Genomic DNA, 13,972 nt, shown 5'->3' with positions numbered 1-13,972 from the left:
GTTTAGAGGATTAACGATGGCTACAGGTAAGATCGTACAGATCATCGGTGCGGTAGTCGACGTAGAGTTTCCGCAGGACTCTGTACCACAGGTATACGACGCCCTTCACGTTGATGCGAAAGAGAACGGCACGCTAGTTCTTGAAGTTCAGCAGCAACTAGGTGGTGGTGTTGTACGTGGTATCGCAATGGGTACTTCTGATGGCTTACGTCGTGGTTTGTCTGTTGAAAACACAGGCCGCCCAATTGAAGTTCCAGTTGGTACTGCAACTCTAGGACGTATTATGAACGTTCTGGGTCAGCCAATTGATGAGTGTGGTGAGATCGGTGAGCAAGAGCGTTACGCGATTCACCGTGAAGCGCCAAGCTACGAAGACCAGTCTAATGTAACTGAGTTGCTTGAGACAGGTGTTAAAGTTATCGACTTGATTTGTCCATTCGCTAAGGGTGGTAAAATCGGTCTGTTCGGTGGTGCCGGTGTAGGTAAGACCGTCAACATGATGGAACTTATCAACAACATCGCCCTACAGCACTCAGGTCTGTCGGTATTTGCTGGTGTTGGTGAGCGTACTCGTGAAGGTAACGATTTCTACTACGAGATGCAGGAAGCCGGTGTTGTTAACATCGAAAAACCTGAAGAATCGAAAGTAGCAATGGTTTACGGCCAGATGAACGAGCCACCGGGTAACCGTCTGCGTGTTGCTCTGACGGGTCTGACTATGGCAGAGCGCTTCCGTGACGAAGGTCGTGACGTACTACTGTTCATCGATAACATCTACCGTTATACCCTTGCGGGTACAGAGGTATCGGCACTTCTTGGCCGTATGCCATCTGCGGTAGGTTACCAGCCAACTCTTGCAGAAGAGATGGGTGTACTTCAGGAGCGTATCACGTCAACGAAGAGCGGTTCTATCACCTCTGTACAGGCGGTATACGTACCTGCGGATGACTTGACGGATCCATCTCCGGCAACAACGTTTGCTCACTTGGATGCGACCGTTGTACTTTCTCGTCAGATCGCTTCTCTGGGTCTATACCCAGCGATTGACCCACTAGATTCTACATCTCGTATGCTAGATCCACTGGTGGTTGGTCAGGAGCACTATGACATCGCTCGTGGCGTACAGAGTATTCTGCAGCGCTATAAAGAGCTGAAAGACATCATCGCAATCCTAGGTATGGACGAGCTGTCAGAAGAAGATAAGCAAGCCGTATCTCGTGCCCGTAAGATTGAGCGTTTCCTAACTCAGCCTTACCACGTTGCTGAAGTCTTCACAGGCGACCCAGGCATCTACGTATCGCTGAAAGATACGCTACGTAGCTTCAAAGGTCTTCTAGCGGGCGAATACGACGACATTCCGGAGCAGGCATTTATGTACTGCGGCGCGATCGAAGACGTATTGGAAAAAGCGAAGAAGCTTTAAGCTGAGTAGGAGGCGACATGGCAGCGATAACCTTCCATCTAGACGTAGTAAGCGCAGAGAAAAAACTGTTCTCTGGTCGTGCTGAGAACGTTCAGGTGACCGGTAGCGAAGGTGAACTGGGTATTCACGCAGGACACACACCGCTGCTGACCGCTATTACGCCGGGTATGATCCGAATCATTAAGCAGCATGGCGAGGAAGAAGTTATCTATCTTTCTGGCGGTATGCTGGAAGTTCAGCCAAGTTCCGTTACGGTTCTGGCTGACACCGCGATCCGTGGTGAAGATTTGGATGCAGCTAAGGCGGAAGAAGCGAAACGTCAGGCTGAGGAGAATATCCACAACCAGCATGGCGATATCGACTTTGCTCAAGCGGCCAGTGACCTGGCTAAAGCGATCGCTCAGCTACGTGTTATCGAGCTGACGAAAAAAGCGCGTTAATCAGGCGCATGACGCAAAAAAGCGACCCTAGGGTCGCTTTTTTTATACCCAACTACAATTGATTGACTGTATGAATGGTTTCTCGGGCGGGAGATGGGGAAAGTTATGCGATTGGGCATAAGCCCGGCGTTGTGAAATGGCGTTATTACTCGCAAAAAATAATCTATTTCCCTTAAACCTTCAGTGCTGAACCGATACAATGCTGGCAGTTGAATTTTTATATATGCATCAAGAAGGATAATCCATCATGAGCTTTAGTGCTGTGATTCTGGCGGCGGGCAAAGGAACCCGTATGTACTCTAACCTACCCAAGGTGCTCCATACGCTGGCCGGCAAGCCGATGGTCAAGCATGTGATTGATACCTGTGGCGGTGTGGGCGCAAGCAATATTCATCTGGTATATGGCCACGGTGGCGACCAGATGAAAGCTGTGCTGAGTGATGAGCAGGTCAACTGGGTGTTGCAGGCAGAGCAGCTGGGTACCGGCCATGCGGTTAACCAGGCCTGCCCGGATCTGGCTGATGATGAAAAAGTATTGATTCTATATGGCGATGTGCCGCTGATCAGCGCTGATACCCTAACTAACCTTCTTGATGCCCAGCCAGAGGGCGGTATTGCCCTGCTGACCGTCGTATTGGACGATCCGACGGGCTATGGCCGCATTGTGCGCCGCAACGGCCCGGTGGTAGCGATTGTCGAGCAGAAAGATGCGACGGAAGAGCAGAAGCTGATCAAAGAAATCAATACCGGGGTAATGGTCGCCAATGGTGGTGATCTGAAGCGCTGGTTAGCATCCCTGAAAAATGATAATGCGCAGGGTGAATACTACCTGACGGATATTATCGAGATTGCTCATAACGAAGGCCGTGCTGTTGAAGCGGTACATCCGGTTAAAGCCATTGAAGTTGAAGGCGTGAATAACCGCATTCAGCTGGCGAAACTTGAGCGTGCCTTCCAGACGATGCAGGCCGAGCGTCTGCTGGAGCAAGGTGTCATGCTGCGCGATCCGGCGCGCTTTGACCTTCGTGGCGAGCTGCAGTGCGGCACAGACGTTGAGATCGATGTTAATGTGATCATTGAAGGGTGTGTGTCACTGGGCGACAACGTCGTGATTGGGGCGGGTTCGGTGCTGAAAGACTGTGAAATCGACGACAACAGTGTCATTCGTCCGTACAGCGTGATTGAAGGCGCGACGGTCGGTGAAGATTGTACTGTGGGTCCGTTTACCCGTCTGCGTCCTGGCGCAGAGCTGGTGGGCGATTCGCATGTCGGCAACTTCGTAGAAATGAAGAAGGCGCGTCTGGGTAAAGGCTCAAAAGCTAACCACCTGACTTACCTGGGTGATGCCGAAATTGGCGATCGCGTGAATATCGGTGCCGGAACGATTACCTGCAACTACGACGGTGCCAATAAGTTCAAGACTGAAATTGAAGACGATGTGTTTATTGGCTCAGATACCCAGCTGATTGCTCCGGTCAAGGTGGCAAAAGGGGCGACTATCGGTGCCGGTGCAACCATCAACCGTGATATTGGCGAGGGTGAGTTAGTTATCACTCGCGCTCCAGCCCGTACTATCAAAGGCTGGAAGCGTCCGGTTAAGAAAAAATAACCGTCGCGTCGAATGATATGCAAAGGCAGGGGCTCTCCCCTGCCTTTTTTGATCCGGACACTTTTGTATCAGCAACCAGCCTTCTTTTTTATAAAAAATTAATTGCACAATCTTGATCAAGAAAGTTTTGATCTGCTACCATTTCTTTCAAATCGAAACTTTACAGTATCAGTTCGTAACTCATGTCGAAGCGAAATACCCAGCAGCGCCGTCATACCATTGTCTCGATGGTCAATGACAAGGGCGAAGTCAGCGTTGATCAGCTGGCTAAGTTTTTTACCACCTCCGAAGTGACCATTCGCAAAGATCTCGCAGCCTTGGAAAAAAATGGTTTATTGCTACGCCGTTACGGCGGGGCGATTGCGATGCCGTCTGAAATGGTCAGTGAGGTGGAAGAAAATGTTTCGGTTCGTAAGTTAGCAATTGCCAAAGCGGCTGCGGCACGGATCCGTGACCATAATCGGATCATTATCGACAGCGGCAGTACTACCGCCAGCCTGATTGGTCTGCTGGGGGGCAAGCAAGGGCTGATAGTGATGACCAACTCGCTGAGTGTCGCCAATGCGCTGAATGAACTGGAAGACGAACCAACCTTGTTGATGACGGGCGGTACCTGGGATCCGCACTCGGAAGCGTTCCAGGGCCAGGTGGCCGAATCGGTGCTGCGCTCGTATGACTTCGACCAGTTATTCATCGGTGCCGACGGCATCGATATTGCACGTGGTACAACGACGTTCAACGAACTGATTGGACTGAGCCGAGTGATGGCCGAGGTCTCTCGTGAGGTGGTAGTGATGGTTGAGTCGAGCAAGGTGGGGCGCAAGATCCCTAACCTCGAGCTGCCATGGAGCAATATCAGCACCCTAATCACCGACGATGGCTTGAGTGACGAAGCAAAGCAACAGATTGAACAGCATGGCGTACAGGTGATCTGTACGGCATCAGAATAAAACTTTTGGAGAGATACGAATATGTGTGGAATTGTTGGTGCGGTAGCGCAGCGTGATGTCGCTGAAATCTTAGTGGAAGGGCTACGCCGTCTTGAGTACCGTGGTTATGACTCTGCCGGTGTGGCGGTCATTGATAGCAACAGCAACCTGAAGCGCGTACGTCGTTTGGGTAAGGTCCAAGAGTTGGCCGATGCTGTGGACTGCTCACCGATCACGGGCGGTACCGGTATTGCGCATACACGCTGGGCGACGCATGGCGAGCCGTCTGAAGCTAATGCCCACCCGCATATGTCTGGTGACAATATTGCACTGGTACACAACGGCATTATCGAAAACCATGAAGAATTGCGTGAGCTGCTGATTGAACGTGGCTATGCATTTGTCTCGCAAACTGACACCGAAGTGATTGCTCACTTGGTGGAGTGGGAACTACGCACATCGGCAACTTTGCTGGAAGCGGTTCAAAAAACAGCAGCCCAGCTGGAAGGTGCCTACGGTACCGTTGTGATGGATCGCCGTGATCCTGAGCGTGTGGTTGTGGCGCGCTCTGGCAGCCCGTTGGTCATTGGACTGGGTGTCGGCGAGAACTTCTTAGCTTCTGATCAGCTAGCCCTGCTGAATGTAACCCGTCGCTTTATGTTCCTTGAAGAAGGCGATGTAGCTGAAATCACCCGCCGTGAAGTGAATGTCTTCGATATCGATGGCCAGCCGGTTACTCGTGAAGTCCACGAGTCGAACCTGCAGCAAGATGCGGCTGATAAGGGTCAGTACCGCCACTACATGCAAAAAGAGATTTACGAGCAGCCTAGCGCGCTGATCAATACGATGGAAGGCCGTATCAGCAGCGACTCTGTTGTCGTGGAAAGCATTGGTAATGGCACGACGGATATTCTGGAAAACGTCGAGCACGTGCAGATTGTTGCCTGTGGTACGTCTTACAATGCCGGTATGGTGGCACGTTACTGGTTCGAGGCTATGGCTGGTGTGAGCTGTGACGTCGAGATTGCTTCTGAGTTCCGTTACCGTAAGTTTGTCACTCGCCCAAATAGCCTGCTGATCACCCTTTCCCAGTCGGGTGAAACAGCTGATACTCTGGCGGCACTGCGCCTGGCAAAAGAAAAAGGCTACATGTCAGCAATGACAATCTGTAACGTTGCAGGCTCGTCCCTGGTCCGTGAATCAGATTTGGCCTTCATGACCCGTGCCGGTACCGAAATTGGTGTGGCATCAACTAAAGCCTTTACCACTCAGCTAGTTACCCTGCTAATGTTCGTAACGGCTCTGGGCAAGGAAAAAGGTCTGATTGATGCGGCAAAAGAGAAAGAGATTGTAGATTCTCTGCATCAGCTACCGACACAAGTGGAAAAAGCACTGGCATTCGACAAGCCGATTGAGCAGCTGGCTGAAGACTTTGCCGACAAGCACCATGCATTGTTCCTTGGCCGAGGCGAGTTCTACCCGATTGCGGTGGAAGCCTCGCTGAAACTGAAAGAAATCTCGTACATTCATGCCGAAGCTTATGCAGCGGGTGAGCTGAAACATGGTCCGCTGGCGCTGATTGATGCCGATATGCCGGTTATCGTGGTAGCCCCGACCAATGATCTGCTTGAGAAGCTGAAGTCAAATATCGAGGAAGTTCGTGCCCGTGGTGGCCTGCTGTATGTCTTTGCTGATAGCGAAGCTGGCTTTGAAGCGTGCGAGGGAATGAAGATCATCACTATGCCGCGTGTTGATGACATTATTGCTCCGATTTTCTACACCGTACCAATGCAGCTGCTGTCTTACCATGTTGCCTTGATTAAAGGAACCGACGTGGATCAGCCGCGTAACCTAGCGAAAGCTGTTACGGTTGAATAAAGTCGTCATCTGACTTGTCTCAAAAATGAGAAAAGGCGCCTACTCAGGCGCCTTTTGTCGTTTTAGAGCATCAGAGAGTCTACTCTCTAGACATTAGTGACGAACTTATTGCGAAATAGGAAAACAAGTCAGGATCGTAACGAACTGCAACTCAAAATAAAAACGGCGTGCATTGCATCATAGTTAAGTCTTTGATTTTTAGTGTGCGTATGTTGAGTGGCAAAGTTGGCTTATGTTGTGCAACTCTAGGATTGAAAGTTAGGCAGTCTTCATTTAAATCTGTATTGGAGGTTAGACATGACGGATCCCAAAGCGAAAATCGCTGCACGTATCAAGGAAGCACGTGAGTGGAAAGGGCTTACTCAGGTTCACATGGCGCAGCAGTTGCAGGTAGCGCGGCAGACTTATCTGGATTTGGAGACGGGGAAAACAGAACCCAAAGTACGGCTATTATCTGAGATCTCGGAAATTACCGAGCGTCCGCTGACTTGGTTTGTCTATGGCGATGAAGGAATAGAGATCCTGGAAAGTGAATACAAAGAGGAAATTGACCGCCTGCTGCAGTATTTCAGCCGTCTTCCCCACTCGGCCAGAAATGTGATCTTGCAGCAAAGTATTAACCTGGCAGGTTTTATGGCCGAATATACCCGAGCACTGACGCAGAAAGATAAATAATAACAGTGCATCGTTAAGCACCTAGGTACTGTGTTATTGCTGTATGCAATTGCTTACAGTGATAATTTTATATGCCTGCTTTGCCTTACATTAATTGTGTGGTATCACGTTTTCACTTTGTATGCCGTGAACTGATACGATTCTGCTGGATAATTTATTATTCTCCGGCGATTTGAGCCTTAATTTCAAGTGATTGATATCTCAGGGCGAGAGTGGCCATCGATGGTGAACAGCAGATGGTGTGAGATGGAAACCTTAAAACCACAAATAGCGGCTAGGATTCGAGAGGCCAGAGAGTGGAAAGATATTTCGCAGGTTGCCATGGCAAAGTGCCTCGATGTCGCGAGACAGACCTACCTGGACTTGGAGTCCGGAAAAACTGAGCCGCGGGTAACCACCTTGATGAAGATTGCGGAGATCACCGGGCGACCACTGACCTGGTTTATTTATGAGGAAACAGTCTCCCCGCCAGTAGAGCAAAACTATGATTTTTCTCAGTTGCTAGCGCTTTTTTCCAGAGTCCCTGAGCCGACAAGAACGGCGTTGCTCACTCACCATATCGGCCTGATGCGTTGTTATGTCGAGCAGTCGAGCTGATGGAAAGACAAAAAAAAGCAGCCAGAGGGCTGCTTTTTTTGTTGATGTTGCTCCGCCCTGCATTGCCTTATTGGGCGAGAAAAAATTGATAGGCAGGATTATCGGTTTCATCCTTCCAGTGGTAACCCAGTTCACGCAGGTGGCTGGTGAACGACAGCAAGTCCTGTTCTTCCAGTTCGAAACCGCATAATACCCGGCCGTAATCCGCGCCATGATTGCGGTAGTTAAACAAGCTAATATTCCAGTGGGTGCCAAGGGTGCTCAAAAACTTCAGCAGTGCCCCGGGGTATTCCGGAAACTCAAAGCTGTATAACCTCTCTTTGAGCGGTTTGGAAGGTCGTCCGCCAATCATATAGCGAACGTGGACTTTGGCCATTTCATCGTCAGACAGATCCACCACCGGATAGCCGCCTTTGCGCAAATCATGGATGATGCCTTCCAGCTCCTCCTGACCCTGCATGAGGCGGACACCGACAAACACATTCGCCAGGGTATCGTCATTGTAACGGTAGTTGAACTCCGTGACGGCACGACCACCAAGGATATGGCAGAAGTCGAGGAAAGCCCCCGGGCGCTCCGGGATCGTCACGGCCAGTAAACCCTCGCGCTTTTCACCCAGCTCGCAGCGTTCAGAAATGTAGCGCAAGCCGTGAAAGTTGAGGTTTGCCCCTGAGAGAATTGCCGCCAGCTGCTTGCCTTGCAGCTGGTTGTCTTCCGTATACTTCTTGAGCCCGGCTAACGACAGGGCGCCTGAAGGCTCGGCAATGGCACGGGTATCTTCGAAGATATCTTTGACTGCCGAGCAGATTTCATCACTGCTTACCGTGATCACATCATCGATATACTGCTGGCACAGACGGAAGGTCTCTTCACCGATCCGCTTCACCGCCACACCGTCGGCAAACATACCGACCTGATCCAGTGTCACTGGTTCTCCGGCATCTAAGGCGGCACGCAAACAGGCCGAATCCTCAGCCTCAACCCCGATGATCTTGATCTCCGGCATCAGCTGTTTTAGCAGTACGGATACCCCGGCCGCCAGGCCCCCGCCTCCGACGGGGAGAAACACATAGTCGAGGTGGCCGTTTTGCTGGACCAGCTCGATACCGATAGTACCTTGCCCGGCAATCACCGATGGGTGATCAAACGGTGGGATAAAGGTATAGCCATGCTGCCTGGCCAGTGTTTCGGCATGGGCCTTGGCTTCGTCAAAGTTACTGCCGTGCAGGACCACCTTGCCGCCGAAACTGCGCACCGCATCGACCTTGATATCCGGTGTGGTGCGCGGCATCACGATAGTGGCGCTGACGCCGAGGTGCTTGCCAGATAGCGCCAGACCCTGGGCATGGTTGCCTGCCGAGGCGGCAATCACGCCAGCCTGGCGCTGTGCTTCTGTTAGCTGGGCCATCATATTGTAGGCTCCACGCAGCTTGAACGAGTGGACGGGCTGGCGGTCTTCCCGTTTAAGCTGGATGCCGTTACCCATCCTGGCGGTAAGTCGGCTCATGGTTTGCAGCGGAGTAACCTGCGCAACTTCGTAGACCGGCGCCCGAAGAATATCGCGAAGGTAGTCGGCTCCGCTTAATCGCTCAACATCCATGGCCTGTTTCACTTCGCTCATCGTTATTATCCTTCCAGCTTGGTTTTATCTCGGACAGCCCCTTTGTCGGCGCTGGTGGCAAGCAGTGCGTACGCACGTAGCGCGTAAGAGACTTCACGGTGGCGATCGGTTGGCTGCCAGCCTTGTTGATTGTTCACATCACGGCGCTGTGCCAGCTCTTGCTCGTCAACGTGCAGCTCAATGCTGCGGTTTGGAATGTCGATATCGATAATATCGCCATCTTTAATCAAACCGATGGTCCCGCCACTGGCCGCCTCTGGGGAAACGTGCCCGATAGACAGCCCACTCGTCCCGCCGGAGAATCGCCCATCAGTGATCAGGGCACATTCCTTGCCTAGACCCATCGATTTGAGGTAGGTGGTCGGATACAGCATTTCCTGCATACCTGGCCCGCCTTTAGGACCTTCATAGCGAATAACCACCACATCGCCAGCTTTGACTTTGCCGCCAAGAATACCTTCTACGGCGGTGTCCTGGCTCTCGAATACGACGGCTGGGCCGCGGAACGTGAGGCAGCTTTCATCCACCCCGGCGGTTTTAACAATGCAGCCATCCAGTGCCATGTTGCCTGATAGCACGGCAAGGCCCCCGTCTTGGCTGAAAGCATGCTCTTTGCTGCGGATACAGCCATTTTCGCGATCGTCATCGACGCTATCCCAGCGGCAATCTTGTGAGAAGGCTTTGGTGGTACGAATACCGGCAGGGCCGGCACGGTAAAAGTCCCTGACTTCTTGCGAATCGGTAACGGCAATATCGAATTGTGCCAATGACTCTGCGAAGGTCTGTCCTAAGACGTTATGGCAATCGCTATGCAATAAACCGGCACGGTCGAGTTCGCCTAGAATGCCGTAGACGCCCCCGGCACGATGCACGTCTTCCATATGGTACTGCTGGGTCGACGGAGCGACCTTACACAGGTGCGGTACCCGGCGTGACATGCGGTCGATGTCTTCCATGGTAAAATCAACCTCACCTTCCTGTGCCGAAGCTAGGAGGTGCAAGACCGTGTTGGTCGAGCCGCCCATTGCGATATCGAGTGCCATCGCATTCTCGAAAGCTTTCTTACTGGCGATACTGCGCGGCAGGGCGCTGGCATCATCTTGCTCGTAATAGCGTTTGGTCAGTTCGACGATGCGCTTGCCGGCATTGATAAACAGCTGTTCCCGATCGGCGTGGGTTGCCAGCATTGAACCGTTGCCCGGCTGGCTGAGGCCGAGCGCCTCGGTCAGACAGTTCATCGAGTTGGCGGTGAACATGCCTGAACACGAACCGCAGGTCGGGCAGGCGGAGCGCTCAATCTGCTCGCTCTGCTCGTCAGAAACCGTTGGATCCGCCCCCTGGATCATGGCGTCGACCAGATCCAGTTTGAGGATCTGATCGGACAGCTTGGTTTTTCCCGCTTCCATCGGGCCGCCGGAAACAAAGATCACCGGAATATTGATCCGCAGGGCTGCCATTAGCATCCCCGGGGTGATTTTGTCACAGTTGGAAATGCATACCATGGCATCGGCACAGTGGGCATTGACCATGTACTCGACGGAATCGGCGATCAGCTCACGTGACGGCAGAGAATAGAGCATGCCGCCGTGGCCCATGGCGATCCCATCATCAACCGCGATGGTATTGAATTCTTTGGCAATACCGCCCGCTTTCTCGATCTCACCTGCAACCAACTGTCCCATATCTTTTAGATGGACGTGGCCAGGTACAAATTGGGTAAATGAGTTCACCACCGCGATGATAGGTTTGCCGAAATCTTCATCTTTAACGCCAGTCGCTCGCCATAAAGCACGCGCCCCTGCCATATTTCGTCCATGAGTTGTCGTTGCACTACGATATTGAGGCATTGTTGAGTCCTTTATTTAGCTGATGGTGCATTTTCTGAGTATACGTAATCTAGCCAGCCCCACTTATCTTCTGTGGTGCCGTTAAACAGGCCGAAGTAGGCCGCTTGGATATCTTTGGTGACGGGGCCGCGTTTACCTTCGCCTACGGCGATTTGGTCTACGCTACGTACTGGGACGATTTCGGCCGCAGTACCTGTCATGAAGACTTCATCAGCCAGATATAACGCTTCGCGGGCAATGTTTTCTTCACGGACTTCGTAGCCCAGCTCTTTTGCCAGCACCATAATCGAGTCGCGGGTAATACCCGGCAGAATAGCGCTGGTGGCCGGCGGTGTTGAAAGCACACCATTACGTACCACAAAGATATTCTCCCCGGCACCTTCTGAGAGGTAGCCGTCCACGCTGAGAGCGATCCCTTCGGCATAGCCGTGACGACGGGCTTCGCTGCCAACCAGTAGCGACGAGAGATAGTTCCCTCCGGCCTTGGCGGCGGTAGGAATCGTGTTTGGCGCGGCGCGATTCCAGCTGGAAATCATGGCATCGACACCATTCTCGAGGGCTTCTTCACCCAGGTAAGAACCCCACGGGAAGGCCGCGACGATAAGATCCATTTCGGTATCAACCGGCGGGCAGACACCCAGGCCGACATTGCCGACATAGCCCAATGGGCGGATATAAGCGGATTCTAGCTTGTTGACGCGAATAGTTTCGCGGCAAATTTCCATCAGCTCTTCAGAGGAATATGGGATGGGAAAACGATAAACTTTTGCTGAGTTTTTCAGGCGATCCATATGTTCCTTATGGCGGAAAACGATCGGACCTTTTGGCGTGTTGTAGCAGCGAATCCCTTCAAAAACCGATGTACCATAGTGCATAGCATGGGTTAGGACGTGTACGTTCGCCTCTGCCCAGGGAACTATTTCACCATTAAACCAAATATAATCTGCTGTGTTTGCCATATCGTGTTCCTTCCTTATGCGCTAATCTCGGTTTTCCAATATTGTTGTTTCGACAGTACGAATATCCCAAAGCTTTTCTATTTGATTGATCAGCGTACTGATCGGGCGGTCACTGTCGACGATTATTTCTACACTGGCTATCTTGCTTTCATGATTCTGGGTTGCCGTCACTTGCTTGATAATAAAACCACGGTGACGAATGACGCGCAGCACGCGCTCTAGTAATACTGGCTTATCATCCGCTTTGATGTCGAGTAAATATCTTTCCATTAAGTGTTCTCCAGCATATCTTGGTTTGCAGCACCGGGCGGAACCAGAGGCCATACATTTTCTTCTTCTGAGATCAGCACGTGGAGCAGGTATGCCGTTTTGCTGGCCAGCATCTCCTTGAGGGCGGGCTCAACCTCTGCCTTTGTCGTGATTGTCTTACCCGGAATACCGAAAGCACTCGCCAGGGTGACGAAGTCCGGGTTGTCATCGAGGATGGTTTCGCTGTGGCGGCCGTCAAAGAACAGTGATTGCCACTGCCTTACCATGCCAAGGCGCTGGTTGTTGATCAGTACCATCTTCACCGGGATTTGCTTGCGCTTGAGGGTGCCCAGCTCCTGAACATTCATCATGAACGAGCCATCGCCCGAGATCAGAATCGACTCATCGTCAGGTCTTGCCACTTTGGCGCCCATAGCCGCCGGCAAGCCAAAGCCCATCGTCCCCAGGCCGGCCGAGGTGATATAGTTTTGCGGCTCACGCGGCTGGGTATGCTGCGCGGCCCACATCTGGTGCTGGCCGACATCGGTTGAGATCATCGCACTGTCAGGCATCATGTCCGACAGTTGCTTCAGCAGCAGCGGGGCATAGATAAGATCGCCCGGATGGTCATATCGCCATTTGAAATCAGAGCGTAAGCTTTCACTGTGCTGTACCCAGTCCGTGATGTCCTGTGACAGCTCAAGCTGCGGCAGGATCACATTGATATCGCCGCGCAGCGGCGCGTGGGCGTGGCGTAGTTTGCTGAACTCTGCGGCATCGATATCGAGGTGGATCACTTTGGCATGCGGAGCAAAGGTATCCAGCTTGCCGGTCACCCGATCATCAAAACGGGCCCCGACGACGATCAGCAAATCCGCTTCCTGTACCACCAGGTTGGCGGCTTTGGTGCCGTGCATTCCCAGCATCCCAAGGTAGTGCGGGTCATGGCGCTCTATGGTGCCCAGTCCTTTCAGCGTACTGACTGACGGCATTGGGTTTATCTTGAGGAAGCTGCGTACCGTGTTGGTGGCTTTGGCCAGCTGGACGCCACCGCCGACATAAAGTACCGGGCGCTGGCTTTCAGATAAGATTTGCTGGGCTTTCGTGACGGATTCTGCCGTGGTTACGGGGATCGCAGGCGGTTCAAAACGAGGCAGTGCCTCGACGGGAGCCTGGGCTAGCTGGACATCTTTGGCGATATCAACAATAACAGGACCGGGGCGGCCGGTTTTGGCGACTTCAAAGGCCTCGGCCAGGGTTGGGGCAAGCTCGTCGATATCAGTGACGAGATAACTGTGCTTGGTACAGGAGAGCGACATGCCGATCACATCCATTTCCTGGAAGGCATCGGTACCGATGTGCGAGCTGGCGACTTGTCCGGTGATTGCCACCAGCGGCACCGAATCAAGAAAGGCATCGGCCAACCCTGTGACCAGATTCGTCGCTCCCGGGCCTGACGTAGCCATGCAGACGGCGACATCCTGGGTGGCTCGGGCCATGCCGATGGCGGCCATTGCCGCCCCTTGTTCGTGGCGGCAAAGAATGTGCTCGACTCCCCCATCATAGAGCGCGTCATAGATGGGCATGATTGCGCCACCCGGATAACCAAATACCGTTGCTATCCCCTGCTGCTGCAGCGCTTTAACAACTAACTCTGCTCCTGTCATCGCTGCTCCCCTGTTCCTTGCTTGCGAGTTGCTGAAACCTGTGTTGGTGATTCTTTCAGCATATTTACGTCCAGTGTT

12 protein-coding genes are annotated in these 13,972 nt (G+C 52.5%); 7 read left to right on the top strand and 5 right to left on the bottom strand.

Features of this window, described 5'->3' with window-relative positions:
* Positions 1–16: 16 nt before the first annotated feature.
* From atpD to MD588_RS22075, 7 genes are all read left to right on the top strand, one after another.
* Entirely contained in the window at positions 17–1,423 is a 1,407-nt protein-coding gene (atpD, locus tag MD588_RS22105) for a F0F1 ATP synthase subunit beta (protein ID WP_265699924.1), read from the top strand.
* Positions 1,424–1,440: 17 nt separating this feature from the next.
* Complete coding sequence (locus MD588_RS22100; protein ID WP_265699923.1) at positions 1,441–1,863, top strand: F0F1 ATP synthase subunit epsilon; 423 nt, start codon at positions 1,441–1,443, stop codon at positions 1,861–1,863.
* A 247-nt stretch (positions 1,864–2,110) separates the two neighbouring features.
* Positions 2,111–3,472: a bifunctional UDP-N-acetylglucosamine diphosphorylase/glucosamine-1-phosphate N-acetyltransferase GlmU gene (gene glmU / locus MD588_RS22095; RefSeq protein ID WP_265699922.1), complete on the top strand. Its 1,362-nt coding sequence runs from the start codon at positions 2,111–2,113 to the stop codon at positions 3,470–3,472.
* A gap of 182 nt (positions 3,473–3,654) precedes the next feature.
* Positions 3,655–4,422: a DeoR/GlpR family DNA-binding transcription regulator gene (locus MD588_RS22090; RefSeq protein WP_265699921.1), complete on the top strand. Its 768-nt coding sequence runs from the start codon at positions 3,655–3,657 to the stop codon at positions 4,420–4,422.
* Between the two features lie 21 nt (positions 4,423–4,443).
* Entirely contained in the window at positions 4,444–6,279 is a 1,836-nt protein-coding gene (gene glmS, locus MD588_RS22085) for a glutamine--fructose-6-phosphate transaminase (isomerizing) (protein ID WP_265699920.1), read from the top strand.
* 297 nt (positions 6,280–6,576) lie between these two features.
* On the top strand, positions 6,577–6,954 hold the full coding sequence (locus MD588_RS22080) for a helix-turn-helix transcriptional regulator (protein WP_265699919.1): 378 nt from the start codon (positions 6,577–6,579) through the stop codon (positions 6,952–6,954).
* Positions 6,955–7,200: 246 nt separating this feature from the next.
* Complete coding sequence (locus tag MD588_RS22075) at positions 7,201–7,551, top strand: helix-turn-helix transcriptional regulator (RefSeq protein WP_265699918.1); 351 nt, start codon at positions 7,201–7,203, stop codon at positions 7,549–7,551.
* Between the two features lie 67 nt (positions 7,552–7,618).
* On the opposite strand, the gene ilvA is transcribed toward MD588_RS22075, so the two are convergent.
* The 5 genes from ilvA to ilvG are packed head-to-tail and all read right to left on the bottom strand — an operon-like array spanning position 7,619 to position 13,894.
* Positions 7,619–9,172 carry a threonine ammonia-lyase, biosynthetic gene (gene ilvA, locus MD588_RS22070; RefSeq protein ID WP_265699916.1) on the bottom strand — a complete coding sequence of 518 codons (1,554 nt, stop codon included), beginning with the start codon at positions 9,170–9,172 and terminating at the stop codon, positions 7,619–7,621.
* A gap of 5 nt (positions 9,173–9,177) precedes the next feature.
* Positions 9,178–11,019: a dihydroxy-acid dehydratase gene (ilvD, locus tag MD588_RS22065; RefSeq protein ID WP_265699914.1), complete on the bottom strand. Its 1,842-nt coding sequence runs from the start codon at positions 11,017–11,019 to the stop codon at positions 9,178–9,180.
* Between the two features lie 11 nt (positions 11,020–11,030).
* On the bottom strand, positions 11,031–11,978 hold the full coding sequence (locus MD588_RS22060) for a branched-chain amino acid transaminase (RefSeq protein ID WP_265699913.1): 948 nt from the start codon (positions 11,976–11,978) through the stop codon (positions 11,031–11,033).
* Between the two features lie 21 nt (positions 11,979–11,999).
* Entirely contained in the window at positions 12,000–12,248 is a 249-nt protein-coding gene (gene ilvM / locus MD588_RS22055; RefSeq protein WP_265699912.1) for an acetolactate synthase 2 small subunit, read from the bottom strand.
* Entirely contained in the window at positions 12,248–13,894 is a 1,647-nt protein-coding gene (gene ilvG, locus MD588_RS22050; RefSeq protein WP_265699911.1) for an acetolactate synthase 2 catalytic subunit, read from the bottom strand. Before ilvG ends, ilvM begins: the two co-directional genes overlap by 1 nt.
* Positions 13,895–13,972: the final 78 nt, after the last annotated feature.

The sequence above is a fragment of the Photobacterium obscurum genome (genome assembly GCF_026191635.1).
Taxonomy (GTDB): domain Bacteria; phylum Pseudomonadota; class Gammaproteobacteria; order Enterobacterales; family Vibrionaceae; genus Photobacterium; species Photobacterium obscurum.
Note: the sequence above shows the minus strand (reverse complement) of the source record. Positions and strands in the feature narration are given on the sequence as shown.

Excerpts from the sequence above, each read along its gene's own strand:
- atpD (WP_265699924.1), top strand. The coding sequence starts at position 17 with ATGGCTACAGGTAAGATCGTACAGATCATCGGTGCGGTAGTCGACGTA.
- MD588_RS22100 (WP_265699923.1), top strand. The coding sequence starts at position 1,441 with ATGGCAGCGATAACCTTCCATCTAGACGTAGTAAGCGCAGAGAAAAAA.
- glmU (WP_265699922.1), top strand. The coding sequence starts at position 2,111 with ATGAGCTTTAGTGCTGTGATTCTGGCGGCGGGCAAAGGAACCCGTATG.
- MD588_RS22090 (WP_265699921.1), top strand. The coding sequence starts at position 3,655 with ATGTCGAAGCGAAATACCCAGCAGCGCCGTCATACCATTGTCTCGATG.
- glmS (WP_265699920.1), top strand. The coding sequence starts at position 4,444 with ATGTGTGGAATTGTTGGTGCGGTAGCGCAGCGTGATGTCGCTGAAATC.
- MD588_RS22080 (WP_265699919.1), top strand. The coding sequence starts at position 6,577 with ATGACGGATCCCAAAGCGAAAATCGCTGCACGTATCAAGGAAGCACGT.
- MD588_RS22075 (WP_265699918.1), top strand. The coding sequence starts at position 7,201 with ATGGAAACCTTAAAACCACAAATAGCGGCTAGGATTCGAGAGGCCAGA.
- ilvA (WP_265699916.1), bottom strand. The coding sequence starts at position 9,172 with ATGAGCGAAGTGAAACAGGCCATGGATGTTGAGCGATTAAGCGGAGCC.
- ilvD (WP_265699914.1), bottom strand. The coding sequence starts at position 11,019 with ATGCCTCAATATCGTAGTGCAACGACAACTCATGGACGAAATATGGCA.
- MD588_RS22060 (WP_265699913.1), bottom strand. The coding sequence starts at position 11,978 with ATGGCAAACACAGCAGATTATATTTGGTTTAATGGTGAAATAGTTCCC.
- ilvM (WP_265699912.1), bottom strand. The coding sequence starts at position 12,248 with ATGGAAAGATATTTACTCGACATCAAAGCGGATGATAAGCCAGTATTA.
- ilvG (WP_265699911.1), bottom strand. The coding sequence starts at position 13,894 with ATGACAGGAGCAGAGTTAGTTGTTAAAGCGCTGCAGCAGCAGGGGATA.